Origin of the sequence: Actinobaculum sp. 313 (assembly GCF_003073475.1) — a bacterium.
In the GTDB taxonomy this organism is placed as follows: Bacteria; Actinomycetota; Actinomycetes; order Actinomycetales; family Actinomycetaceae; genus Asp313.
On the sequence record NZ_CP029033.1, the window covers coordinates 2,229,249 to 2,255,634 of the forward strand.

The window sequence follows — 26,386 nt, forward strand, 5'->3', positions numbered from 1 at the left end:
CGTCCCGTCCTCCCATCAACCAACCCGCCACCGGCAACCAACCGGCCGCCATCAACCAACCCGCCACCGGCAACCAACCCTCTCTCCGCAACACCCCTTGCCAGACGAGCAGAGACAAATTCTCCGGGTTTTCCGCAAAACTCCGCGAATAACCCGGAGAACTGCCAAAAACCCGGAGAATTAGGAGCAGTACGCAAGGGCTGCGATTGAGCGAACCTCGCCTCTACGGCTGCGTCGGCAACACCGCCTCGATCAGCAGGTCCAGGTAGTCCGGCACCTCCTCGTGCACAATCTTCTGCGCGGCGTACAGCAACGGCATCTGCTCGCGAATCTGCGGCGCCGACTGCTCCACCAAGGACACCGCCAGCGGCAGCGCGGGCACGCCTTCCACCGTCTGTTCCAGTTCTTCCATGGTGCGCAGCGCGGCCTTCGCTCCCTCGCCACGTCCGATGCGCATGCCGTAAACCTTGTTCCGACCCGACAGGCCGGTAACCTCCAAATCCCCCACGCCGGGAAGCCCGTAGGGCGTGGCGGGATCAGCGCCCAGCGCACCGGCGAGCAGCGACATCTCGCGCACCGCCTGCGTGAAGGTCGCCGCCTTCAAATTGTGGTGCGGGTGGCCTGTCTTCTCTTCCAGCCCATCCGCGATCCCCAACATAATGGCGTAGACGTTCTTCATGGGAGCACAGACCTCCACGCCGACTTCGTCGCCGGACGGCTCAATCCGGTACCTGTCAGAGCGGGCGAGGCGGGCATATTCGGTGGCGATGCCCAGATCGCGACTGCCGAAAATCGTGGCAGTCGGCTCGGCGGCCGCACATTCGTTGGCCTTCACCGGCCCGGCAATCGCCACAATGGGCGGTAGCTCGCGCCCGGCTGCCGCGGCAATGGACCGGATGCCATCAGGTAGCAGCATGATCTTGCCATCGCGCGGCATAAAGCCCTTTGATGTCAGCCAGAGGGCCTTCGCCTTAGTGATCCCGTCCAGAGCCATTTCGGTGATCTTGGGGACGCCAACCGACGCAACGGCAATCACGACGACGTCGACGCCGTCGAGCGCCTCCTCCAGTTCGGCGCAGCGGAAGGCATTCACCTTCTCCGAGATCACCACATTGATGCGCGGATGCGGGGTACCTGCTTCGATGGCGTCAATAAGATGGTCGTCCAGCCAGGTTCCCCATAGGTTCACCGTCCAGTCGGCCCGCGCCATGGCATTGGCCAGGGCCGATCCCATGGCGCCCGCACCGAGTATTGCAATAGAAGGCATGTTGTTCGTGTTCCTTTCCAATGAGTATGAGTCTCGTCCTTGAATCCCGGCTCTTCCACTGCCGATCCTGTGATTACCACGCTTGGAATATCAACCCTTTCAGTGCTGGCTTCTTGAATCCTGTGCTCATTGCTTCGACGACTCCCCCTTCCCGGCATCGGATCGTCAGGAGGCGTTGTCCGAGCGCTGCGCACTCTGCGGTCTCACGAACGTTGCACCACATTGCCGTGCCACAAACGCTGCGTTACACAGCTGTGTCACAAACGCGGCGATGCATTGCCGTGTCACAAAACGCGGCACCACTCCGCCGTCGCACAAACACCCTGCGCCGCATCGCCGCACCAAGTGCACTACGCACTGAGAGTACCGGGAACGCCGGCAGCGCCGCACACCACCAGTATCGGCGCCGCCGACGTCGTCTTTATCCTTCGTCGGCCAATTCGGCATCCGGGTGCCGCTCGGCAAAACGGTGCAGCAGCGAATTGGTTTCACGCAGGTCGTCGTACAGGCGGCCTTGAATCTCACCCAACTCGTTGTAAATCGCGTGCGCCTGCGGATCCGGCTCGGTCACGTCGGTGAAGGCCGCCATATGCTCGGCGGCGGTAGCCACTTCGGTATCTCCAAACACGCCGGTGGAGGACATTGCCACCACGGCGGCACCCAGCGCAGAGATCTCCTCTTCCTGGCAGGCGGTAATCGGCAGGCCGATCGCGTCGGTCATGATCTGCCGCCACAGCGGCGAGCGCAACCCGCCACCCATGGCGCGCACCTGCGTGAGCGGCACACCGGTGGCCTTGGCGAGCTCGCGCAGCGAACGCGCCATCTCCAAGCAGATGCCCTCCAATACCGAACGGTACATGGAACCGCGCCCGTGTGTTCCCCGCCAGCCGACGACGGCGCCACGCGCGAGCGGATCCCAGTACGGCGACTGCACCGCATTCCAGTACGGCAATGTGATGAGCCCGCCACTGCCCGGCACCCGTGCCGCAGCCACGGCTTCCAACTCCGGATCGGGTGCTCCGGCCAACTCGGGATCGCCCAATGCCCGGCGGTACCACGACGCCAGATAGGCACCCGATGACTGCAGAATCTCCAATACGTAGGTATGCGGCATTCCGCCAGCCAGTGTGCGGAAGACCTGCCCGCACTGATAGTGGGGAGTCGAGACTCCCGCATTAACCGCGGTGCCCATATTCAGGTATGCGGTATCCGGGCTGACGGCGGCCGCACCGATACCGGCAGCCTGACCGTCGCCCAGGCCCGCGATGACGGGAACATCCTGCGTGATCCCCCACTCGCGAAGAATCTCCTGCTTCACGTAGCCCAGCGTCTCACCAGGATTCTTCACATCCACCATCTGCTCGCGCCGCACACCGGCGATCTCCAGCAGAGAATCGTCGTAGTCGAGACGGGCGATATCGAATAGGCCCAGCGAGTCGGCGCAAGCCGCCGAATCGATCCACTCCCCGGTCAGGCAAAATGCCAGATATGCGGCGACGTCGGCGATCTTGTCCGCCGATGCCCACATTTCCGGCTCATGCTCTTTCACCCAGGCCATCTTGTAGATAGCCGGTGTCACATCGGCTGGCTTGCCGGACAGTTCATGGATCTCTGGTGTGCCGTAACGCAGAATCTGGTCTGCGGCCCGGATGTCCAGCCAGAGAATGCCATTGCGCAGCGGCGTGCCATCCGTGGTGAACGGCGCAAAGGACTCACGCTGATGCGTGATGCCGAGCGCGGCAATACGCTCCTTCTCCGCCACAGTCAGCTTAGCGACGGCCTCACCAATCGCCTCATTGGTGGAGGTCCACCATTGCCGCGGATCATGCTCACCAAAGCCTTGACTCGGTGAGAGGAAGGTGATGTCCCGCTTGCCGAGGGCAAGCACCTTTCCCTCGGTGTTGACCACGATGGCCTTGGTCGCCGTCGTCGACGAATCAATGGCGATCACAAGAGGATCGCTAGTGGATGCGGTTGTCATTTATTGTTCCTTTCGGTTGGACGCCGATGCCCCTGGAATCGCACCGGCGTATGCGCGCCGTCCGTAGTGGCGCCTTTGTACGTTGGCATCGGTGCCAACGCGTGTTCGTGTCATCTGCAGCAACGGCCACAGCGCATATCGGCATCTGCGTCGGCGCGTATTGGCGGCATCTTCCGTAGCAAGTCTGCACGTTCGCAGCTGTTTGGGGTCGAGTTGGTTTCGGTTCCCGTGCGGATTGTTCTCTGTTCCCACGCCAATTCCCGTGCCGATCAGTAGCGGTTCCGGTTGTCGTGTTACTCGGTGGCGGTTCCGGTTGTCGTGTTACTCGGTGGCGGTTCCGGTTGTCGTGTTGCTCGGTGGCGGTTCCGGTTCCTGTGCCAATTCCCGTGTTGTCCGGTACCAGCTCCGGTTCCCATCGCGATCAGTAGCGGTTCCGGCTTCCGTGCCACTCGGAGTCGGTTCAGGTTCCTGTGCCAATTCCCGTGTTGTCCGGTACCAGCTCCGGTTCCCATCGCAATCGGTAGCGCTTCCCGTGACGAGAGGCGCCGCGCGCCACCCATCTGCTCGCCTATCACGTCAGCGTCAACTCCCGTCTAGACAAGCATCTGTGCCGATTGCCATCCGTGCCAATACGTACCGCGCCCCCGCCGCTGCGGTTTGTGCGCGGACGGCAGCACAAACCGCAGCGGCAGATCATCCCCGCCTGCCGACCCGACGTCGTCGCCGAACCGGCAGGCGGACGACCGTCACTCATCCGCCAGTTCGGCGTCCGGGTAGCGGTTGGCGAAATCGTGCAGCCGCGCATTGGTCTCACGCAGACTCTCGTAGAGCCCCTCCTGAATGCCGGACAGCTCCTGGTAGATCTCATGCATCTGCATATCCGGCTCGGTCACATCGGTGAAACCGGCCATATGCTCAGCAGCCGTTGCCACCCGATTATCGCCGTACACGCCGGTAGACGCCATGGCGATCATCGCCGCGCCGAGCGCGGAAATCTCCTCCTCCCGGCACGCGGTAATCGGCAGGCCGATCGCGTCGGTCATGATCTGCCGCCACAGTGGCGAGCGCATGCCGCCGCCCATGCCACGCACCTCGCGCAGCGGCACACCCGTTGAGACCTCCAACTTGCGCAGCGAGCGCGCCATTTCGAGGCAGATTCCCTCAAGAATGGAGCGGTACATCGAGCCGCGTCCATGCGTTCCGCGCCAGCCGACGACGGCGCCGCGCGCCAGCGGATCCCAGTGCGGCGACTGCACCGCGCCCCAGTAGGGCATGGTAATGAGTCCTCCGCTGCCAGGCGCACGGGCCGCAGCCGCCGCCTCCAACTCCGGATCGGGCGCTCCCTCCAACTCGGGCTTGCCGAAGGCACGGCGGTACCAGGTGGAAAGGTAGGCACCGGAGTTCTGTACCAACTCGAGTACATAGGTGCCCGCCACCCCGGCCGCCTCGGTGCGGAAGAGCTTCTCATAGCGGTATTCGGTGGAGGGAACTCCGGCCACCACTGCGGTGCCCATGTTCAGGAAGGCGATATCGGGGGTTACGGCAGCGGCGCCCACTCCGGCGGCTTGCCCATCGCCGCAGCCGGCAATGACCGGGATTTCGCCAATCCCCCACTCCTCGGCGATGGCGGGAAGAAGAGTGCCCAGTACCTCGCCAGCCTGGACGAGATCCGGCATCTGTGCCCGTGTGACACCGGCGATCTCCAGCAGACCGTCGTCGTAGTCGAGAGTCCTGATATTGGAGAGGCTCAGGGAATCGACGCAGGCCGCCGAATCCGTCCACCTGCCGGTAAGGCAGAAGGTGAGGTAGGCCGATACGGTGGTGATCTTGTCTGCTTGGCGCAGTGACTCCGGCTCATGTTCCTTCAGCCATGCCATCTTGTACAGGCCGGGCGTAACATCGGCCGGGCGTCCGGATAGCGCGTGAATCTCCGGCGTGCCATAGCGCTGCACTTGCTCCGTGGCGCGAATATCAAGCCAGAGGATTCCGTTGCGCAAGGGCGTGCCATCTGCGGTGAAGGGCGCGAAGGTCTCGCGTTGGTGTGTGATGCCGAGCGCGGCAACGCGCTCTTTTTCCGTCGGGTTGAGTTGGGAAAGCGCGGCCGCGATAGCGTCACGGGTGGATGTCCACCACTGCCGCGGGTCATGTTCACCGAAGCCCTGACTGGGCGAGAGCAAAGTGATGTCCTGTTTGCCGAGGGCGAGCACCTTGCCTTCGGTGTCGACCACAATCGCCTTTGTCGCCGTCGTCGACGAATCGATGGCGATAACGAGCGGGTTATCCACTGCCATAAAACCTACCTTCATCTTCGAAGTGTCTGCTTGCTATTTATCGCGTCGAGCGCTGCCACGAGTTGCCACGCCATGACCAGGTTGCCGCTCATGCGGCATCGCCATGGTCATCACGACTCACACGACGGTCGCCACCTACGTGGTGACCGAATCGCACACGGCGTATTCGACGCCATTACCACGCCGCCGCGCAACATCCGCTTCCTGCCGGGGGTTCATGATCGGACCGTGCCCGGCTCGGCACGGAGCCAACTGACCACTTCCCACATACGCGGGCCGCGAACTGCGCATTTGACGCGATAGCACGATTATCGCACGGGGTCATGGGCGCGAATCATGTTTCGCCGCGCGCATATTCCCATGCGATGTTGCCACATGCGGGAGGGCTCCCATGGCGCTTGGGCAATGCGTGGCGGTAGTAACCGGGTATTACCACGTGCAGGAGGGTCCCATGCACGGATTTCGTCACCTCAGTGCAGCACTTGGAACGCTGCCGCTCAGCCTCGCAGATGCACAGCCGCGCCCCCAGTCCGCATCAGGGGCACACGGCAGTGTCCGGGATAAGCGCCACGCCGCCAGTCCACACCCGGAGCACACCCCGCGCCGGGGAGCACACCCCGCGCCGAAGGGTCACCTTGATTCTCACTGTCCAAATCCCGTCCAAACGAAACGGCACCGAACGGCACACCAGCCAGAATCCGCACGATTCCGCCATTCCTAGAATGGTACCAATCCAGATTAGCGTCGTTTGGACGGGATTTTGACACACCCGCACCCGGAAAACAACCACTCATCCCGCCCACAGCGGCTGGCTACCCCAGCCGATAACGGATGTCGGCGTGGGCAGCTAGTTCCTCGTCGTGGGTGGCCAGCACGACGCAGGCCCCGTTAGCCGCAGAGTCGAGCAGTAACTCGGCGACCCTTTGCCGGTTGCCCTCGTCCAGCGATGCGGTGGGCTCATCTGCGAAGATATAGCTGGCTCCTTTGTAGATGGCTCGCGCAATGCCGACGCGCTGTTTCTCCCCGCCGGAAAGCACTGCCGCATGATCGTCAGCGCGGTCGGCCAGCCCAACGGTTGTTAGTACTTCCGTCAGGCGTTGATCCGGCCGCGGACGGCGGCGCAGTGAACGGGGTCGGGTGAAACGGATATTAAAGTCCACCGTTTCATCATCGATCAGGCCGTAATCCTGGTAGATGAACGCAGCCTTCTCCTGCCAAAAACGCCGACGCCGACGCGGCGACCACGCTGAGGCGTCCTCATCGTCGATACTGATCCGCCCCTTGGTGGGACGCAGCAGCAGCCCCAAGCAATTCAGCAGTGTCGTCTTACCCGACCCGGAGGCGCCGGTCAGAGCAGTTACGCTACCCGCTGGGCATTCCAAAGACAACGGTTCAAACACCCGCCGCCCTGCGATACTCATCGATAAGTCAGTTGTCCGGATCATATGCTTTGCTCCTTGTTCTCGCGCTCTCTCAACGTTTGTTCCTCGGCGTACCCTTCGCTTCTACTCGCCGTGTCATTCGCCCGCTACAGCAGGGCGGACTGTTGTCCGGTTCGAGTGGCACGGTGATGACGTTGTATTCGCCAGCCGCCGCGAGGCGGACCGGCCACCGGTTTTCGGCTGTCACCTGCATGAGGCATTCACCCGCTATCTCAGGACGGACCGCCGCTAGCCGAGCCATTTTCGTTCCGTTCAGGATCGCCTGCCCGGCGATGACGTCCTGCGTGACGGTGGTGGCCCGCGTAGCCATTCCGGCCTGCCTTGCGACGAAGGCCTCTACCCGCCGATCTTCGGCCTTCCCAGCCTCCACAGCCAGCCAGGCACTCCCCAGCGTCGGTCCCATCGTTCATTCTCAATCCTTCCGGCCAATTGCCCGCCTGAACTGTCCGCGGGCAGCAAGGGTGTAAGCCACAGCGGCTGCCAGTGTTGCTGCCAGCACGATCCCGCACACCAGCAGCACCATGCCAAATCCGCCGATATGCAGAACGGCGGCCGAGAACACCATGGCGGCAACCCCCGCCAGTGCCATGAAGATGGCCTCCCTTATCACCGGCCAGCGGGCAATACGCGGAATCGAGGTACCGGCACTATGCATCACGAAGATGCGCCGACGGCTCGTTGCCGCCCACACCTGCGCCGCTTCAATCATTGCGATGAGGATAGCCGCAACGCCAAGCACTCCCGCGCACACACCGAAACGCGCCTGGTTGCGGTATTCACGTGCGGCAATGATCATGCGATCCGCAGCGTTATCGACAGAGGAGGTATACGGTTCCAGCGAATACTTGTGGATCAAGGCGCGAACCTCAGCGGCGTCGCGGAATACGGTTTGCCCGTTGACAATGGTCGACTCCAGCAGGCCGGGTTTGAAAGTTTCCATGGCGTCGTCGACGTAGACAACGAGTTTTCCTCGCAAGTCGGTGCTCTGGGCATCCGATAGGGTACCGCTGATAACAGGGACACCCTTCTCCCCGTGGTACTGGTACAGCCGAAGATCGCCCTCGTGCCCCTGCCGGGTAAAGCCTGTCAATGTGCCGTTACGCGGATCGAAATACTCGTCGCGTATTCCTGGCGGCAGAGCTTCGCGATCCACCGGTGTGAAATCAGTGTTGGTCACAGGTGATTCAACACCCACCAAGGTGAGGAAGTTCCCGTCGACGACGGCAATCCCGTCATAAGGTTCCAGCGCTCCTTCCGGTAGGTATGAGCTGTCCTGCAACACGGAGGTGGCAGCAAGATCGTTCGCCGCGGCGTCGTCGATAAACGAAGCCAGCTGTTGCTCGTACTCGTCTCGTCCGGACTCGGCATCGATCAAGGTGGTCATGGTGACCGTGACCGCATTGCGTGCGTTCGTCCATGCCGTGACGGTGCTCTGGGCCTCTTGCGCCCAAGTGACGTATTGGGCGGAATAGGGGATCACGACGACGGCGACTAGCACACCGGCGGCGCGAATCACCCATCCCATGTGGACAAAAGAGCTCAGCGGCGGAGTCCTCCTGGCGAGGGAGTCAGTATCGGGTCTCCCCAATAGCGCGATAGCGAGAATCACCACCGCTAACACCAGCGTCATCACGCCGAGTACACCGGCAGACCAAGCGGCGTAGAGCGGCAGGCGCGTGGTGCCGTAGCGCCATGCGACCACCGCCAGCGACGCCGACCAGGTCAGCCACAAGGGTACGAGTACTAAGCCGTAAATGCTGCGCAGATCTTGGCCGATAATGCGGTGCAATGGTACTCCGGCCAGGAGGCGAAGGGCTCCGCTTCGTGCCCGCGACACGTACCAGACGATGACGCATGCCAGTAGGGTGACAAGCACGCTCAGTGCCACCATGCCGATTCCGTTGTTGAGCGTGAAAGAGCCGATGAAGGAGCGGAGGTGTCGGCTTTCTTCCCATTGCAGGTCGATGCCGTTGCTCTCCGCCCAGGCGGCAACGGCTTCTTTTTCGGCTTCGCCGCCCGTCATCATGAAATAGCCGGAGAACGGGCGGTCGCCCAGCTCCGTCCACGGCACCACTTCTCCGCCTGTTGCCGGATCGAACCAGGGAGCCTCGGCCGATACGTTGTCCGCGCCCAAGCCGAAGGCAATGAGATCCTGCGCGTTTTGTGTGGATTCTTCGTTGATGGCCCGTTGATAGATGGCAATGCCGTGCTGGTGGGCGAGGTCATTGAGCTCACCCACCAACACGTCTTTCGGTTTATCACTGCCGGTTACCGCCTGGCTGAAACTGCGGGAAGTCCCCAGCGGAAAGGCCGCATTGTCATACGTCACCAGCATGACGCTGAGCACGGCGGCAAACAGCGCCGTGAGCGTGGCTAGTAGGCGAAGTACGTTTTTCAACATGGGGCACAATCCTCCGGGGAACCATGTAGTCTGATCTATTTATTAGGATGGAGACCCTCACCCGCAATGATCAAAACGGTAATGGTAACGGTAAGTGGTCCACGGTGCGCCCTGCTTCGATGCACGCGACCACTTTCCTGCGGTTGTTGCTGCAGATCTCGCCTGAATCTTACCCTCTCGCGTAATTGACGAGCCATGGCATCTTGAGCCGTGGTAGTAGTCTGAGAATGCCACGCCAACACCTCGCTTACCATAAACCCATTCGCCACCGCTGGCGTACTGTCGCTCGGCTAGTGCGGCGCTGCCGGTTCCGAGCACTAATCCAACAGCAAGAACGACGGACTTAATCCGTTTTCCAACTTTCATCACACACTCCTTTGTCTTGAGTTCAGTCAACACCGGTGGTACGGGATTGTGTACCTAACAAACCAGCGTTGAGGCGATCCTACGCTGAGTATCCTCTTGCAACAACCATTGTGGCGAAATCTCTAGACAACTGCGCGAGAAACGCGAAGACTCGTCCGGCACCTGAATCTGCAAGGTTTTCCGGGACACACCGGAGGCGAGTATGTCACGTGTACGGTCGAATGCTGCGATACAGCAAGACCACGAGGCTAACCCGGCCGGAACCGGAACCTCTCGCAGCCTCGGCATCGCCTAATGCCTCAACCGATGCGCGGTTTGCTCCATACGCTCGGTAATCCAAGCGCGCACCGGGCTGGGAACCGCATCAATCTCTTCTCGCAGACCGAAGAACCTCTCCACCGTGTCATCGACGACGTCGAGCACATCCGCGGTGCCAACCGCGAGTTTCTTCTGCAACTCGGCGAAATGTTCCCGGGTGACATCCTCCAGTTGTCGTGCACCGAAGAAGGGCAGCCCCAGTTCGGGATTCTCAGCAGATGGCAAATAGACTCCCGTGCACACCAGATCATATGCGGGTGAAAGCCGCGCACGCCTACCATCCGGATAGATCAGGGACCAATTCTTCAAGTGCGCATCGTTGTTGCCAACGAGCAGGTTGAAAACGGTGCGGCGCACCACCTCCTGCAATGAGACGTGGTCCTGCCCGCGGTAGGCCAAGCCAGCGACAGTTTCCATATTGGACTGGTATTTTCCCGCGCCTGCGCCGTACCTCCCAAGCACTTGGGCGAAATCCTCTATGTGAATGCGTCCCGAAGCGGATCGGTCAAAACGACGAATGGAATACGCCTGATCCTCATCCGAAACCCAAGCACCCGGACCAAGATCATCAATGGCGTCTCGCGTCCGCAACATGGTTTGCGGCACGTCGATTCCCACCTTGCGGGCCAATCCCATAACGGTGTGCTCGTTTGCGGGCAGATTCGGATAGGAGACACTCGGTATCTTGACGATCCAATCACCATCTTCCCCATGCGCAGGCAATGTCATGCGGTCGCCCTCCTCCCGAAGTGAGAACTTCACCGCCATACCCGCCAGCGAGAAGCGCAATAGCCCTCTTGTCTGTGCTGGTTCTTCGTTCTCTACCACATCAGACATGTCGGCGGTGGCCGTCGCCTCCGGGTCCGAAACTACTGCGACGGCGCCGGGAAGATCGTCACCGATCCGTTCCAGCAGGTCAATCTCCTGGTGGACGTTAACCTTTTGATCCCGTGCGATGATTTCCCGCAACCGCCCCTCGGGTAGCAGATTCGAGAACCAGGCCGGTACTTGATCGGTAGCATGGGGTTGCCTGCGCGGATGATCCTCGAACCATCGTCCGAGCACCATGCGCTCGGGCCGCTCCCAATAGTCCCGATCGAACACCAATTTGGTGAACCGGTCCCGCCGCTGAATAGAAGCCACATGTTCGCCGTGCAGTAGCACTGCGTATACAGCCTCTTTCATTACTCAGCTCCGTCGTCGAAAACAAAGTCCGACAGCGGCGGGGTGTCATCCTGCCCCACGCCGTTCGCACCCGCAAGAAGGTCTCCAGGTACTCTTTCAAGGCGTACTCCCTGCGGCGGGCGAATTCGGAGAATCGGTTGTTCTGCAAGAGGTCAATCATCTCGGCATCCAGCAGCAGCGATGCAAGGTCCTTGGAGCTATCCAATAAGCTCAGCGCGTCGCGCCGATCCATAACAGATATCATCTTCGTGGCGGCTACGGGCTCCTCAGCTTCCAGGGAGGCAGGTGGAACCAAATCAGCCAGCACAACACGCGGTGTCGTCTCTCCCTCCAGTTGTTCCGACAACTCCTCAATGGTGATGGGTTCGTTGGAACGAAGGTCTACCGGATGAAGGTTCCACAACGCCGCCATGATCATCTTGCTGTCCGAGCGAGTCGCGCGGAAAACAGTTAGATCCGGCAAGTGGAGGTCATCTTGTAGATCAGCAGCCGCCAGCAACCGCTGCACCGATTCGGATTCTTTCCCTTGCCTCACGCGCGCCGCCATATCGCGCAGGTCAGTCTGCGAACCGCTGATCCCCAGCACATCGGCACCCACACTCGTCCGCCAGACCCAGCGGGAGAGAAGTTCCAAGTTACGATCGGACGGCTCGGTGAAAAGCGCGAAGAACCGCGTGAGAACTAGCAGCTGGAAACGGAAAGGAAGAAAAACTACATGCGGAATGCCGCATTTCACCTGCAGGAAGCGCGCCGCTTCGACGAGTGCACCTTCAGTCGCCTCGTACGCCTGCGCCTCGCTTTCGCCGGGAAAGTCACTTACCCGCCGTCGACTATCTGAAAACTCGCCGTGAACATCTCGTGTGATATCGGCATGGCGCCGCACCAGAATCGCCTGCACCACGATTTTGTCATCCAGCACGCCAAAACGAGTCTGGGCATCGACACTAACGGCAATACCGGAGGTTGTAGCCCCTTCGTCCGGTCCTCCATGAATAGCATTGAAGATCTCGGCCGCATTCAGCCGCTTGCCACGGGAATTGATCCTGTCGAACACCTCACGCAAAGTCTTCTCGTCGGTATCCTCCATCACTGTCGCCGGGACAGTAACGCGGTTAAGCCTGCTCGTCACATCCTGGATATGCTCAGCGTAGTCAGCCGCAGCAGGATTGTCCGTCAACCATGCAAAGGCCCGCGAGAAGTCGAATAAATCCGGCAGCGGGATGGCCAACGGGTCCTCCAACCAGCGGCCATTCACCACTTCACGACGACGCAAGGAGTAGCCGAGGGCAAAACGTGGATCCTGCGCTCCCTCGGGGTCAACAGCATTCACCAAGCTAGTGACGCGCTGTTGGCCATCCACCACCCACAGTGCGTCGGGCCGTTCCTGCGCCCGCACGTGCAAGGAGCCGATGCGCAAGTTTTCAGCCGGTGCCTCGCGTTTCCACAACAACAGGCTACCGAAGGGATAGCCGCGCATAATCGAATCGAAAAGGCTCAGCACATCCTTCGCATCCCACCGGAAGGAGCGCTGAAACTGTGGAACTCGCAGGCGACCAGATTTCACTAGCGCACGCAATTGCGCAATCGTATAGGCTTCACTGGTCGATACTGCCTGGAAGTCATCCATGCCTCAATCATGCCATGTGCTGTAGACTCACCCGATAACTAACTCCGTGTCATCAGTGCTACAGCATTCCGCTCAGACTCCTTGCAGTACAAGCTCGCTGTCGTCACCTTCCTCGCCGCCACCTGTTTTCGCTGGCCACGCCGACAGCTTTCGTGTCCAAATCCCGTCCAAACGGGAATCGCAAGCTTCAGCCGCTCCACCAAAACCGCATGATTCCGCCATTCCTAGAATGGAATCAATCCAGTTATGCGCCCTTTGGACGGGATTTGGACACGTCCGTCCCGCCACGGGCACAATCCGCAGCACGACCCGAACGCTGGACCGGATTTTGACACACCCGCACCACCACAGGCATCCGCCCTACCAACCACCACAACACACACTGGCGGGGCCACCCGAAGGCAGCCCCGCCAGCAACAAACCTCACCTACAGCGGCACATCCCGCCCACTGCGGCGGATCCCGCTTACTCAGGCCACTTACTTCCGGCCATTACTCCAGGCCGCGGAAGAACTTGTCCCACGGCATCTCCAGCGGCGCATCTTCCGCCACCACCGAGTAGAGGAAGCGGCACAGCGGGTACTCGTCCTCGCCGATCACGCCTCGCTCGGTAAGCGGACCAAGCGCCTTACCAATCACCTTGATAGCCGCCACGCCTTCCAGGGTCACGCCCTTCATGAGGCGCTCCTGCACATCGGAGAAGGGGATGCCTTCACCCACGAAGGCACCGGCACGCACATTGCGCCCGCCCATCGAGGTGACGAACATGTCGCCCACCCCGCCTAGGCCGTCGCCGGTCTCCGGATTGCCACCCATCAGCTTGATGAAGGACCGCAGTTCCTTCTGCCCTTGCGCGAACACCGCGGCGCCATAGTTGTACATGACGTAACGGTCGTTCTCCTTACCGGCCTTGCGCAGCATACCCTGCGCAAAACCGGCCGCGAAGGCGTACACATTCTTCGTGGCGGCACCCGTCTCATGCCCAACGAAATCCGTGGATGTCCACACGTGGTAGTAATCGGTGCGGTAGAGGTCGGCCAGGTACTCCAGGTCCTCCTTATTCTCACCGCAGAACACCACGCAGGTGTCATGGTGAACGGCCAGCTCGCCCGCAATGGACGGGCCTACAATCGCATTCCAGGAAATCTGCTTGTCCAACTCAGGGTCGAGGTAGGAGCGCAGGATATGCGGAATGATATGCATCGTGCCGTCGTCGTCGGCCCGCATACCCTTGGTGACCACTAGAACCTTCTGGCCCGGATGCAGCAGCTTGGCCAACTGCTCCCCCGCCCACTCGACACCGAAGGAGTTGACGCCGCACATCACGATATCGGCGTCGGCCACCACTTCGGGGGCCTCCTCCAGCTGGTAGGCCCGAACCGTGTCGTTAACCTTCAGGCCAAGGTCTGGGTGAATACCCGTCTTCTGGATCGAATCGATGATCTCCCGGTCAAGGAAGGTACCGATGAGGCGAACGTCGTTTCCATTCTCCGATGCCGGGAATGATAGGGCTGTCGCCATAATTCCCGACCCCAGCACAGCAATTTTTGCCATCGTTTTCCTTTCACATAATTGTAGGTATCAGTGCTGGCCGTATACGTTCTGGTACCGGTCATACAGTGCATCAATATGTTCTTGCGCCACGGGCACCGGCTCGCCCAACTGCTGGGCGACGGCGACCGTACGCGCAACTTCTTCCACCATCACCGCAGCCTTGACCGCCGCCTCGGCATTCTTCCCGATGGTGAACGGGCCATGATTAGCCATGAGCACGGCGGGCGAGCGCGAAGAACGCAAGGTCTCCACGATCCCTCGTCCAATCGAGTCATCGCCGATAATGGCGAATGGTCCCACCGGAATCTCGCCGCCAAACTCATCCGCCATCATAGTCAACACGCATGGGATGGGCCGATGCAGCGATGCGAAAGCTGTCGCATAGGTGGAATGGGTGTGGACCACACCGCCTACATCCGGCATATGCCGGTACACGTAGGCGTGGGCAGCCGTATCCGACGACGGCGTCAGCGACTCCGGAGTTCCGTCGTCGATCTTTTCGCCATCCAATGTGCACACCACCATCACGTCCGCGCTGAGCTGGTCGTAGCGCACCCCGGAGGGTTTGATGACGAACAGATCAGCACCGACCACACGTTCGGACACATTGCCTGCGGTCCACACCACCAGTCCGTTCTCGGGTAGCTCGGCATGCAGCCAAGCTACCCGCTCCCGGGCCTCCTGGACTTCCTCCTGAACAGCAGGAGAAAGGTCAGTCAGCTTGATCATGCCAGGCCCCCACGGACCCGGTCACGGATGTTCTTCAGCCTGTGCATCGGAGAGACTCCGTTGTAACGCCCGAAGAAGTCATGCAGCTCCTTGTAGATCTCGTACAGGCCGTCGTACTGCTCGGAGTTCTCCGGGGTCGGCACGTAGGCATTCTTCCGCACCGACGCCATTGCATCGGCAGCCGCGAACACATCCGGATACACGCCCGCAGCCACCGCTGCGAACACCGCCGATCCCAGGGCACCCGTCTGGTCGGACTCCGATACTGTGATGGGGCGCCGGGTAATATCGGCCAGGAGTTGCATGTAGAACTGATTCTTTAGAAGACCACCGGCGGCAACGATCTCGTCCACTTTCACGCCATGCTCTTCGAAGTTGTCGATGATAACGCGGCAGCCGAAAGCCGTGGCCTCCAGCAGCGCCCGGTAGGTATCCTCCGGCCGGGTGACCAGTGTCTGGCCAATCACCATGCCAGAGAGGCGCGCATCCGCGAGGATGGAACGGTTGCCGTTCTGCCAATCCAGTGCAACAAGCCCATGCTCACCCACCTTCTGCTTCTTCGCCTTCTCCACCAGCAAGTCATGGATCGAGATACCGCGATTCTTCGCCTCATCGAAGTATTCGCCGGGCACCTGGGTATCAATGAACCAGGCGAAGATATCGCCCACGGCTGTCTGGCCGCCCTCGAATCCCCAGTAGCCGTCCACGGCGCCGCCGTCGACAATGCCGAACACGCCCGGACAATCCCGCAGTTCCTCGCCATTGACCACATAGCAGGATGAGGTGCCGAGAATGGCGGTTAGCTGTCCGGGGCGCACAGCGTTTGCACCGGCGACGACGACGTGCGCGTCAATGTTGCCGGAAGCCACCGCAGTGCCTTCCTTCAACCCCATGAGCTCTGCCATCTCAGCGGTCAATCCACCAACCTTGCCACCGAGCGGCAGGATAGGCGCCGACATCTTCTCATCAAAGACGTTTCCGAAGCCCGGCTTGACGGCCTCCAGGTACTCATGCGAGGGGTACTGGCCATCCTGATACATGCGCTTGTATCCGGAGTCGCCGGCCGCTTGGGTCAAGGTGCCGGTCATCTTCCAGGTCAGCCAGTCCAGAAGGTTGCAGATAACGTCGGCTTCCTCGTACACCTCGGGGGCCATCTCGAAGACTTCTAGCACCTTGGGCAGAAGCAGCTCTGAAGAAAGAACGCCGCCATAGCGTGCCAGCCACGGCTCACGGCGTGCCTTTGCAACCTGAACTAGGCGATCCGCCTGGTCCTGAGCACCATGATGCTTCCACAACTTCACCCAGGCGTGAATATTGTTCTCGAAGCCCGGCTTCTGGCACAGAGGCGTGCCGTCCTCATCGGTGAAGAACACCGTGGCCGAGGTGGCATCGACGCCGATACCCACAATATCCGCCGGGTCAACACCGGCATCCTTAACCGCACCGGGCACCGCTTCCGCCAGCACCTTCATATAGTCGGCCGGGTCCTGCAGGGCGAACTCTGGGGGCAGTTCGCGCCCGTCACCCGCAGTTAGCGTGCGGTCCATAACCGCGTGTGGGTATTCCGTGACGGCTGTGCCCAGCTGGGTTCCGTCGGCGGCGTCGACGACGATAGCGCGACCGGACAGCGTTCCGAAGTCGATGCCGATCAGGTACTTCTTGTCACTCATTGACATATCTCCTTATGATTTCGTTGTCAGGCCTCGGGGTGCCGATGTTGACCCCAGAAGCCCTCGGGTGAGAACAGATACTCGACCGCCTCGTCGAACATGCCGAGATCCGTCAGGATGTCCAGCACCGTGTACCGATCCCGGATCATCCGCGCCTTGAGATGGGTCTCGCGGAAGCGATCCCAATCAATATCGATCAGCTCCGGATGGTAGGGAGCGCCGACAGTCTTCAGCCGGTCCATCACCTCCTGTGGTGTCATGATCTGTTCCTGGCAGCGCTCACGCAGCGAGGGCCAGACCTCCTTGAGTAACTCAATCCGTTTACGTAGCGCGTCGCCTTCTATACGCTTAGTCAGCGAGTGCTTCACCGCCTCATCCTGCATCTGCGGCTTGAGTGTGGAGCGAACCTCCGCTTCCACTTGTTCTGGAGTGCGCACACTTGCCAGCGCGCGCTCCACGTCGAAGTCTTCCACCGATTTCGAAAGGAAGAACTCCCACAGCGCGCAGGATGCGATCGTGCCGATACCGACCTTGAAACCGTGCGACAGCGGTGGCTCCCAGTCCAAGCCGTGTCCTTCCATCTCCCAGGTGTGGGAGAACTGGTGGCCTGCACCCGAGGCCGGCCGGGAGGATTGCAGCGATTGCATGGCCAGACCGGACATAATCGATCCCTCAGCCAAACCTTCGATGGCTTCCGGATCACCGACCCCGATGGCCGCAGGATCGGCAAGCGACTCGCGCAAAGGCCCTTGCACCAGATTCCAGGTGTACTCGTCGATGGCTTCCACGCCCAACGCGTCCGCCAGAATCCAGTCGGCACCAGCGGGAACCTTCTCAATGAGATCCCCATAGCCTGTGGCGGTCAGACGCTTGGGTGCGTCAACCATCACGGCGATATCAGCAACAAGTCCAGCGGGCGCCGGGCAGGAACGCGTGATTTTGAAACCATCCTTGGCGATGGAGGCTCCGAAGGAGGCGTATCCGTCCACGGAAGCCGCAGTACACACGTTCATGTAGGGGCGCTTCAACTCGCCAGAAGCGAGTTTGGCGATGTCGTTCAACGTGCCGGAACCGATGGAACACACGACGGTGTTCTCCAACGGAGCCATATGCTCGCGCAGCTTGATCACGTTGTCATACCCGGCATACAGGGTGGGCGTACCGGGGAAAATGTATGGATCCTCAGCGAATTCCACGCCGGACGCACGCAGTGACGCGACAACAGGCTCACCCGCTGCGGCAAAGGTGTTGTCATCGGCAACGACGAGGACACGTGCACCGGGGAATAGCTCGGTGAACATGGGGCCGGTTTCACCCAGCACATCGTCACCAAAGGCAATCGCCTTTGTCTCGGTAGCAGTACTGAGAGCCTGAGTTATGAGTTCGCTTGACATTAATGTATTCCTTCTTTCTTCTCTTCTGCTTCCGGCGTTGAGTGGGGCGGCGAGTTAATGTCCTCGCCGCCCCGGGCGTCGTCCTATTGGGCGGCGTCGCGTTCAGAATCCACGTGATCCACCGTGCGATGGATGAGGTCCTGCATCAGCGGGTACTGCTCGCAGTACTGGTCAGCGTAGAACGCGTAGCGGTCGTGCTTCTCCATATCGGGCTCTATGTGCTCGCGCTCGTGGACCATCGCATCCGCCGCATCCTGTACCGAGGGGTACAAACCGGCGCCGGCTGCCGCCAGGATGCAGGAACCAAGCGTAACTGCGTCGCCGACTTCCGGCAGCGTGATTGGAACTCCCGTGACATCCGCGTGCATTTGTGCCCAGGCGCGCGACTTCATCGCCCCGCCGCAGCCGACGAATTCCTCGACGGCGAAGCCCGCGTTGCGCAGCATACGCAGATTCGCCTCCACGCCGTAGCACACGGCCTCTTGGATCGCCCGATACATGTGCTCGCGACTGTGTGCCAGAGAAAGCCCCGACATCACACCGCGCGCCTTGGAATCCGAATAGGGGGTGCGGTTGCCCTGGAAGTACTCGTTGATGATCAGACCGTCGCAGCCGATCGGAATGTCCGCAGAGCGACTGTTCATAATGTCGTAGGCATTCAAGCCCGTCTGCTCGGCTGCCAGGGTGATATCCGGGCAGAAATTGTTCTTGAACCAGGCGAGAACCGATCCCGAGGAGACCAGCGAAATCTCCACCGTGTACTGGCCAGGGACGACTCCGTCGGTATACCCACCGAAGAAACCGGGGCCGGAAACCGGATCGGGTGACTGACCCGACATAACGTGCGAAGATCCCGTCACCAGCGACATCTTGCCCGGCCGCAGCACGTTCAGGCCGATCTGACCATGCCACGCATCACCGCCGCCCTGGGCAACGGGCGTGCCTGGGATGAGCCCGAGCGCCTCGGCCGCGGTCTTTGAGAGGCCTCCCACCGGCACCCCGAGATCGTTGACAACTGAGGGGAGCTTGTCGAACACGTCGCCGGCCCCTGCCTCTTCGTACAGGTCAACCGGCCAGCCGCCGTTGTCACGGTCGTAGTAGGCGCGATGGGCAGCGGTATTGATGTTCTGTGTCCACTCCCCGGTGAGTCGGAAGGTCAACCAATCCGGCGCATCGACCAGGCGATAGGCCTTATTATAGGTCTCCGGCTCATTCTCCTTCAGCCATGCGGCCTTGAAGGGATACCATTCGGCGGTAGGCGGAAGCGTACCCCCACCGGTGTAGCGGCGAGCGGGCGAACTGGTATTCACCACACGGGCCGCCTGCTCGGTAGCGCGCACATCCATCCACATGATGGCTGGCCGCAGCGCCTCCCCTGCCTCATCGAGTGCGACGACTGTCATCGTCGTGGCATCATACGAAATTCCGGCAATCTCATGTGGTTGCAGACCGGAGCGCTGCATCACCTGATGTGTGGATGCGATAAGTGCATTCCACCAGTCCACCGGGGACTGCTCCGCCCAACCGGGTGCCGGATGCGTCGTCTGATAGCCCGTTGCGGCGAAGGCGACCGGGGAACCGAGAAGGTCAAAGATGCCGACTCGGCACGACTCTGTTCCAAAGTCGATGCCCATAACGTAGGGACCGCCGGTCAGAGAATTAGGGTTGTGAAAAGTGGACAAGGCAACCTCCGTGTTGCAGTTGTAGGTTTACGCACGAGTTTACTGACATCGTTGTCACCGTATGTGTGCCGTTCGCGCCAGCCCACCACTGGCCGCGCACGACGGCGGACACACATGATTCCTAGCGGTCAGTCGTTGTCGCTCCAGCCCCATTGCTTCCGAATCTCGTCCGGGATGAGGTGGTCGACGCGTGAAAGCGCGTAAGTGGGCTGAGACGCTGGGTCGAGCGCCTCGGCTTCCTCCAGCGTGGAATCGCCCGTCAGCACAAGTGCCGAGGGGATTCCCGTCTTGATGGCCATGCCGATATCGGTCATGAGCCGGTCGCCGACCATAATGCAGTTGGCTGGATCTACATCCAGACCTGCAATAGCGGCGTCAAGCATGATTGGCTCCGGTTTACCCATGTTCGCGACGCAGCGAGTACCGGTGCACGCCTCGATAGCGGCAACAATTGAAGCGGCATCAGGTTCCCCACGTCCCCCCGGGAACGGGCAGTACCGGTCCGGGTTGGTAGTAATCAGGAATGCACGCTTGTGGTACCAGATGGCGTCAAAGGCGATCTGTAGTTTCCGGTACTCGAAGGTCCGATCATAGGAGGCGATGACGATGTCAATCTCTTCCGGATCTTCACTCATGGCAATGCCCGCCTCAGCCAGCGCATTCTTGAGCGGCTGCTCGGAGATGGGAAACACCTTCGCATCGGGGTGATTGGTTCGCAGCCAGTGGACCGTAGTGACAACCGTATTCGTAATGTCCTCGATGCTGGCGGGAATATCCAGCCGGTTGAGTTTCTCTACGTACAGTTGCGGGTCACGGGTCGGATTATTCGAAAGAAAGCGAACCGGTTTGCCGAGGCGACGCAGACCCTCGATAAGGCGCTTGGCTCCCGGGAGGAGATGATCTCCCAAGTAGATAGTGCCGTCCATGTCAAAGATGTAGGCGTCGAATAGTTTTCCGGGCGAGGTGTACTCCACGTGAACTGGCTCCTTGCGCTTCCGATTGTGACGTGCAGTGGCGGTGTTTGACAGGCGATATACTTTGCGGAATTCCATCCGCGTTGGCTCCCGTCCGCCGGGTGTCGCCGCACCCGGCGGACGGAGTTCTGGATAATGCGCTATGCGATTAACCCGGCGAGGACCCACACCAACGTGTTGCAGATCCAGATGGCGGCTGCCGGAGGATCAATGTGGGAGACGCCGCGGTTGTACCACATGCGGGCGAAGAACTCTGCCAGCACCGCTGAGATGATGCCGAACACCGCAGCGATGACAAGGGCAAGAACCGCCATCGTCCAGGTACGAGAATCCCAGGTCGAGGTCGCCGTCCAGTGGAAGGTATCCAGCGATTCGCCCATGAGAATCGGGAAGAAATTAATGGCCGCCAGACCGGCGATATTCGTGACGTGATGCTGCACCGGCATATTCCGGTTGGTGATCAGGAAGAGGATGATGACGGCCGAGATACCGAATCCGAAGGTATTGGCCTGCCGCGCAGCAAGATCGAAGGCCACTTCCGGATGGCTCTCCGCCAGAGCTGCGCCCACGTTGGATGCCAAGAACAGCGAAGCACCGGCTCCGAAAATGCCGAAGAGTGAACCGATTGTCAACAGCGGACCGGTCTTCTCCTGCCACTCCAACCAGTGACCGTTGGGGCCGGGCTGAATCTTGCCGAACAGGCCGCGTGCACCATCGTTGAACTTCTCCGGGTTGTGCAGCGAACCCTTGCAGACACCCTTTCCAGGTGTGCCGCCGAACATGATACGAGCGACAATACCGGAGGTGACCACGGTCAAGGCCACCGAATCAGTGTGGCTCCCGAACCATGGTATCTGAGAAATTCCAATCTGCAGGAGGTAGCCGAACACGCCGAAGGCGGAACCGACAAGCATAACGTCTGCTCGTCCGAGACCCGCGAGCGGTGAGTTGACATCCTTGCCGTCGGTATGAGCTCCCCTGTAGCGAGCGTAAATGGCGGCCGCAGCGCCACCGGCGAATGCGATATGCGGACCCATGAAGGGACCAAAGGCCAGGTAATCGAGGCCAAACGTGCTACCGGTAGCTGCGAACACGCCCCAGGAGGCAAGTACACAGAAGCCGGTGAGAACGAAGGCGTAGTTGCCTCCGATGGCGGCACCGACGGCTCCGCCGGCGATGGCGGCGAGGAGGCCGAATAAAAAGACCCCAACAGACGTTATGAACATAGACGTTCCTTAACTCTTCTTCGAATTGGTATCGGACATTATTCCCTTGGTGTCGATACACGACCGACATACCCGAAGTAACCTCGGCCGTTACCCCGCTGTATCCGCACGTCGCCGTGCACCTTACGAGGCAAGAGCGTAACAGTGAACCCCCAGCCCACATCATGAATTGAACACTCTTGCACATACTTCGAGCACGTGGCGCGCCTGTGAGAAAAGTTGCACGCACGTGTCCGCGTGGATGAGCCCGCGACGGATACCCGCTCTTTCGCCCTGCGCATGCACAGGTGTGCGCACTAGTGACTATGTGCCACCGCTCTGGAAGGATGAGGTGTGGAGCACAACACCTCCACAACCAGCAAGTTTAGTAGACAGGCGCGCCGAGCAAATAACTGGACCGCACGAAAGTGCTGCTGACCAGAACATTCGAGTGACCAGAGCATTCGAGGTCGGCAAGATCAGTCCGAAGATCCACAAGGAGTGAGAGACGTTGCCACTAGCCAAACTTTCGCAAAGAGAACGCCAGCACGCACTATCAGACATGGCCACCGATGATGACCTGGACATACTCATTATCGGAGGCGGGGTGACGGGCGCTGGAATCGCCCTGGACGCCGCAACCCGCGGATTACGCGTAGGTATTGTCGAGGCACAAGACTGGGCATCTGGAACATCGTCGCGCTCATCAAAGCTTATCCACGGCGGCCTGCGCTACCTCTATCAACTCAATTTTGCTCTTGTCGCCGAGTCGCTACGGGAGCGCGGCCTGCTGTTGACCACCACGGCGCCCCACCTGGTCAAGGCCCAGCCCTTCCTCTGGCCACTGAAAATGCCCGTGATTGAACGGACCTATTCCGCGGTCGGCGTGGGCATGTATGACGCCATCGCCCAATTCGCCCACCGCGGCTCCGTGCCCATCCAGCGCCACTACACCCGCCAGGGCTCGCTCGCCCTGGCACCCGCACTGAAAAAGGACTCTCTTACGGGCTCGATTGTCTACTATGATGCCCGTGTTGACGACGCCCGTTTGGTAGTGAATCTGATACGCACCGCCGTCCGGCACGGGGCACTTGCTGCCAACCGCGTGCAGGTGACCGCTCTGACCAAGGACGCCACCGGACGAGTCGCGGGGCACAACTGCATGATCTGGAAACCGGCGACGTCGTCGCCGTCAAGGCACGTACCGTCATCAACGCCACTGGCGTGTGGACGGAGAAAACGCAATCCCTAGCCGGCACCACCGGCGGTCTGAAGGTCCTCGCCTCTAAGGGCATCCATATAGTCGTTCCCAAGGACCGCATCGATTCGAAAGTCGGCATTTTCCTCCGCACGGAAAAGTCGGTCCTTTTCATTATCCCGTGGAAGCGGTATTGGATTATCGGCACCACGGATACCGCCTACCACGAAGATCGCCGCGAACCAGTGGCAGATAGCGCAGATATTGAATACGTCCTGGAGCAGGCTAACTCAGTTCTCGCCCAGCCGTTGACGAAGAGCGACATTATCGGCACCTTCGCCGGACTGCGCCCTCTTCTACAACCCGGCACGCTCGATGGCGACGAATCGAAGTCAACGCAGGTATCCCGCGAGCATACCGTCACCGAAGCTGCACCGGGCCTGGTCGTCATTGCGGGAGGCAAACTAACCTCCTATCGCAAGATGGCCGAGGACGCCGTCGACTTTGCGCTCGGCAAGAAGAGAGCGAAAGAGAATCCGTCGCTCACCACCACGACCACGCTGTCTGGAGCGGCGGAATACGAAGTGATGTGGAGTCGCCGCCATACCATCGCACGGCAGAGCGGCCTGACCCTTGACCATGTCGAGGATCTTCTGAATCGATATGGATCAGATATAGATCTACTTCTGCAAATGATCACGGAGCGCCCCGATCTTGCGGGAGAATTGGAGGGAGCCCCCGAGTACCTACGCGCGGAGATTGCTTTCGGCGTGGAGTACGAAGGAGCGCTCCATTTAGAAGACTTGCTCGCACGCAGGACGCGCCTGACGTATGAGCATCGTGACCGCGGCTTGGCGACTGCCGACGAAATCGCCACCCTGGCGGGCGAACTACTCGGATGGGACGAGAGGAAGAAGGAAACCGAGATCGCCTCCTATCACGCAAGGTGCGAGGCAGAGGAAAAGGCAGAGGGTATACGCGACGAAGCGGAGGCTCAGCGTGTACGCGCAGAGGCTCCAGATGCCACGCCTTTCCTTGATGTCGCGCCGGAGATTCACGGCTAAGACGACTCGGCGGCAACACAAACAGAAGACTGTGATCAGCGCTGGGCAGGGCGTCACTCCGTTGGGGCGATCCCTCCCGCCACTGTCACCGGCTCGGCAAGTTCGAGTGTTGCTAACGAATTGAGCGAAAACGGTGCCACTGGCTTCGCGACTCGGCTAGAATCACCGGCACTACTCGGGAGCCCAATTCTTCCCGCCCGCCATCAACGAGAAAGGAATAGTCCATATGAGCGACACCGAACGCAAGTACGTTCTCGCGATCGATCAAGGCACCACATCAAGCCGAACGATCTTGTTCAATCACGCCGGGCAGGTCGTTTCCAGCGGCCAGTTGGAACACGAGCAAATCTTCCCCCACGCCGGCTGGGTGGAGCACGACCCGGTCGAAATCTGGGGAAATGTGCGCGAAACGGTTGGCATGGCCTTGGCACAGGCCTCCGCCAACCACCACGACATCGCAGCAGTTGGCATCACGAATCAGCGCGAAACCACCATTATCTGGGATCGAAATACGGGCGAACCCGTATACAACGCCATCGTCTGGCAGGACACCCGGTCACAGGACATCGTTGACCGACTGGCGGCCGACGGCGGGCTGGATCGCTTCCACGAGATCGTGGGCGAGACTCTGTCCACCTATGCCTCTATCACCAAGATCATGTGGATCTTGGAGAACGTGGAGGGAGTGCGCGAGCGTGCTGAACGCGGCGAGCTGGCCTTCGGCACCCCGGACACCTGGTTGATCTGGAATATGACCGGAGGCGTCAACGGCGGTGTTCACGTCACTGATGTCACCAATGCATCCCGAACTATGCTGATGGACCTGCGCACGCTGAGCTGGCGTGACGATATCTGCGAAATCGCCGGCATTCCCATGTCGCTGCTGCCGGAAATCCGGTCCTCCTCCGAGATTTACGGCTACGGCAGGCAAGAAGGTCTCCTGCCGGGCAAGCCGATCGCAGGTGACCTGGGCGACCAGCAAGCCGCAACCTTCGGGCAGGCCTGTTTCCAGCCCGGCATGGCGAAGAACACCTATGGCACCGGCTGCTTCATGCTGCTGAATACCGGTACGGAGCCACAGCTCTCCAAGAACGGCCTCATTACAACCGTCTGCTACAAGATCGGCGATCAGGCCCCGGTATATGCCCTCGAAGGCTCGATTGCTGTAACCGGTTCACTGGTGCAATGGCTGCGTGACAACCTCGGTATCATCACGTCGTCGTCGGAGATTGAGGCACTGGCCGAGACCGTCGATGACAACGGCGGCATGTACTTCGTCCCCGCATTCTCCGGTCTATTCGCACCGCACTGGCGCAGCGATGCGCGTGGCGCGATTGTCGGAATGACGCGATACAACACCAAGGCACACCTGGCACGCGCGGCACTGGAAGCCACAGCCTTCCAGACGCGTGAGGTGCTGGACGCCATGGAAGCCGATTCCGGGGCGAAGCTCGAGCAACTGCGCGTTGACGGTGGCATGACCGCCAACAAACTGCTGATGCAGTTCCAGGCGGATATCCTCAATACCGACGTCGTTCTGCCCGTCGTGGCGGAAACCACCGCTCTCGGCGCGGCGTACGCCGCCGGCATCGCCGTCGGATTCTGGGAGGGCGAGGACGACGTCATCGCCAACTGGGAGGAGGCCACGCGCTGGAGTCCGCAAATGGACGACGGCGAGCGTGAGCATCAACTCCATCAGTGGAATAAGGCGGTAGCCAGGACACTGGACTGGATCGACTAATTCCCCGAACCTCCGGCTCAGGGGCCGCTGCACCCTCTCTTTTTGGTGCGGCGGCCCCTTGCCATGTTGGTGCGGCGGCCCCTTGCCACGCGCACGACTGCGGGCGTACGGACCGCGCATAGCAATCCTTGCTGCCGCCATCTGCCTGCCCTGTGACCCGTCCGCACGAGCCTAACGTCCCAACTCACCCGCTCCCTACCGGCCCGGTCAGAGCCGAGTGCATATTCCCACTGCGTGTTCCCCGGCATCATCTAGCGGCACAGCCTTACGCCGCACCCTCCCCACGCCGGACTTTCTC

At 60.6% G+C, this 26,386-nt stretch carries 15 protein-coding genes and 2 pseudogenes; 2 read left to right on the top strand and 15 right to left on the bottom strand.

Annotated features, from left to right (window positions below):
- Window positions 1-223: 223 nt before the first annotated feature.
- The 15 genes and pseudogenes from DDD63_RS09650 to DDD63_RS09730 form a co-directional block, all read right to left on the bottom strand.
- Window positions 224-1,234 carry a glycerol-3-phosphate dehydrogenase gene (locus DDD63_RS09650; protein ID WP_240611251.1) on the bottom strand — a complete coding sequence of 337 codons (1,011 nt, stop codon included), beginning with the start codon at window positions 1,232-1,234 and terminating at the stop codon, window positions 224-226.
- Window positions 1,235-1,688: 454 nt separating this feature from the next.
- Window positions 1,689-3,248 (bottom strand): FGGY family carbohydrate kinase, encoded by a 1,560-nt coding sequence (locus DDD63_RS09655; RefSeq protein WP_108716188.1) that lies wholly within the window; start codon window positions 3,246-3,248, stop codon window positions 1,689-1,691.
- A gap of 746 nt (window positions 3,249-3,994) precedes the next feature.
- Window positions 3,995-5,554 (bottom strand): FGGY family carbohydrate kinase, encoded by a 1,560-nt coding sequence (locus tag DDD63_RS09665; RefSeq protein ID WP_108716190.1) that lies wholly within the window; start codon window positions 5,552-5,554, stop codon window positions 3,995-3,997.
- 797 nt (window positions 5,555-6,351) lie between these two features.
- Complete coding sequence (locus DDD63_RS09670) at window positions 6,352-6,984, bottom strand: ATP-binding cassette domain-containing protein (protein ID WP_108716191.1); 633 nt, start codon at window positions 6,982-6,984, stop codon at window positions 6,352-6,354.
- A gap of 28 nt (window positions 6,985-7,012) precedes the next feature.
- On the bottom strand, window positions 7,013-7,384 hold the full coding sequence (locus DDD63_RS09675) for a hypothetical protein (RefSeq protein ID WP_108716192.1): 372 nt from the start codon (window positions 7,382-7,384) through the stop codon (window positions 7,013-7,015).
- Window positions 7,385-7,393: 9 nt separating this feature from the next.
- Window positions 7,394-9,382, bottom strand: a complete 1,989-nt coding sequence (locus DDD63_RS09680) for a hypothetical protein (RefSeq protein WP_108716193.1) — start codon at window positions 9,380-9,382, stop codon at window positions 7,394-7,396.
- Window positions 9,383-10,039: 657 nt separating this feature from the next.
- Window positions 10,040-11,251: a HipA domain-containing protein gene (locus DDD63_RS09690; protein WP_108716195.1), complete on the bottom strand. Its 1,212-nt coding sequence runs from the start codon at window positions 11,249-11,251 to the stop codon at window positions 10,040-10,042.
- 1,048 nt (window positions 11,252-12,299) lie between these two features.
- Window positions 12,300-12,878: pseudogene (locus DDD63_RS12985) on the bottom strand (DUF262 domain-containing protein); the annotation flags it as partial.
- Window positions 12,879-13,369: 491 nt separating this feature from the next.
- Entirely contained in the window at window positions 13,370-14,431 is a 1,062-nt protein-coding gene (locus DDD63_RS09700; protein WP_108716196.1) for a 2-dehydropantoate 2-reductase N-terminal domain-containing protein, read from the bottom strand.
- A 27-nt stretch (window positions 14,432-14,458) separates the two neighbouring features.
- Window positions 14,459-15,160: an L-ribulose-5-phosphate 4-epimerase gene (locus tag DDD63_RS09705; RefSeq protein ID WP_108716197.1), complete on the bottom strand. Its 702-nt coding sequence runs from the start codon at window positions 15,158-15,160 to the stop codon at window positions 14,459-14,461.
- Window positions 15,157-16,830, bottom strand: coding sequence for a ribulokinase (locus tag DDD63_RS09710; RefSeq protein WP_108716198.1), 1,674 nt, complete (start codon window positions 16,828-16,830; stop codon window positions 15,157-15,159). Before DDD63_RS09710 ends, DDD63_RS09705 begins: the two co-directional genes overlap by 4 nt.
- 26 nt (window positions 16,831-16,856) lie before the next feature.
- Window positions 16,857-18,224: a sn-glycerol-1-phosphate dehydrogenase gene (locus tag DDD63_RS09715; RefSeq protein ID WP_108716199.1), complete on the bottom strand. Its 1,368-nt coding sequence runs from the start codon at window positions 18,222-18,224 to the stop codon at window positions 16,857-16,859.
- Window positions 18,225-18,307: 83 nt separating this feature from the next.
- Window positions 18,308-19,858: an FGGY family carbohydrate kinase gene (locus tag DDD63_RS09720; RefSeq protein ID WP_108716730.1), complete on the bottom strand. Its 1,551-nt coding sequence runs from the start codon at window positions 19,856-19,858 to the stop codon at window positions 18,308-18,310.
- 176 nt (window positions 19,859-20,034) lie between these two features.
- Entirely contained in the window at window positions 20,035-20,832 is a 798-nt protein-coding gene (locus DDD63_RS09725; RefSeq protein WP_240611490.1) for an HAD-IIA family hydrolase, read from the bottom strand.
- Between the two features lie 188 nt (window positions 20,833-21,020).
- Window positions 21,021-22,106, bottom strand: a complete 1,086-nt coding sequence (locus DDD63_RS09730) for a hypothetical protein (RefSeq protein ID WP_108716201.1) — start codon at window positions 22,104-22,106, stop codon at window positions 21,021-21,023.
- A 541-nt stretch (window positions 22,107-22,647) separates the two neighbouring features.
- On the opposite strand from DDD63_RS09730, the pseudogene DDD63_RS13235 reads away from it, so the two are divergent.
- Both DDD63_RS13235 and glpK read left to right on the top strand, forming a co-directional pair.
- A pseudogene (locus DDD63_RS13235) lies at window positions 22,648-24,347 on the top strand (glycerol-3-phosphate dehydrogenase/oxidase).
- A 226-nt stretch (window positions 24,348-24,573) separates the two neighbouring features.
- A complete protein-coding gene (glpK, locus tag DDD63_RS09740; RefSeq protein WP_108716202.1) occupies window positions 24,574-26,088 on the top strand; it encodes a glycerol kinase GlpK in 1,515 nt (504 codons plus the stop codon).
- Window positions 26,089-26,386: the final 298 nt, after the last annotated feature.

Coding starts and splice junctions, on each gene's coding strand:
- DDD63_RS09650 (WP_240611251.1), bottom strand. CDS start 1,234: ATGGGATCGGCCCTGGCCAATGCCATGGCGCGGGCCGACTGGACGGTG.
- DDD63_RS09655 (WP_108716188.1), bottom strand. CDS start 3,248: ATGACAACCGCATCCACTAGCGATCCTCTTGTGATCGCCATTGATTCG.
- DDD63_RS09665 (WP_108716190.1), bottom strand. CDS start 5,554: ATGAAGGTAGGTTTTATGGCAGTGGATAACCCGCTCGTTATCGCCATC.
- DDD63_RS09670 (WP_108716191.1), bottom strand. CDS start 6,984: ATGATCCGGACAACTGACTTATCGATGAGTATCGCAGGGCGGCGGGTG.
- DDD63_RS09675 (WP_108716192.1), bottom strand. CDS start 7,384: ATGGGACCGACGCTGGGGAGTGCCTGGCTGGCTGTGGAGGCTGGGAAG.
- DDD63_RS09680 (WP_108716193.1), bottom strand. CDS start 9,382: ATGTTGAAAAACGTACTTCGCCTACTAGCCACGCTCACGGCGCTGTTT.
- DDD63_RS09690 (WP_108716195.1), bottom strand. CDS start 11,251: ATGAAAGAGGCTGTATACGCAGTGCTACTGCACGGCGAACATGTGGCT.
- DDD63_RS09700 (WP_108716196.1), bottom strand. CDS start 14,431: ATGGCAAAAATTGCTGTGCTGGGGTCGGGAATTATGGCGACAGCCCTA.
- DDD63_RS09705 (WP_108716197.1), bottom strand. CDS start 15,160: ATGATCAAGCTGACTGACCTTTCTCCTGCTGTTCAGGAGGAAGTCCAG.
- DDD63_RS09710 (WP_108716198.1), bottom strand. CDS start 16,830: ATGAGTGACAAGAAGTACCTGATCGGCATCGACTTCGGAACGCTGTCC.
- DDD63_RS09715 (WP_108716199.1), bottom strand. CDS start 18,224: ATGTCAAGCGAACTCATAACTCAGGCTCTCAGTACTGCTACCGAGACA.
- DDD63_RS09720 (WP_108716730.1), bottom strand. CDS start 19,858: ATGGGCATCGACTTTGGAACAGAGTCGTGCCGAGTCGGCATCTTTGAC.
- DDD63_RS09725 (WP_240611490.1), bottom strand. CDS start 20,832: ATGGACGGCACTATCTACTTGGGAGATCATCTCCTCCCGGGAGCCAAG.
- DDD63_RS09730 (WP_108716201.1), bottom strand. CDS start 22,106: ATGTTCATAACGTCTGTTGGGGTCTTTTTATTCGGCCTCCTCGCCGCC.
- glpK (WP_108716202.1), top strand. CDS start 24,574: ATGAGCGACACCGAACGCAAGTACGTTCTCGCGATCGATCAAGGCACC.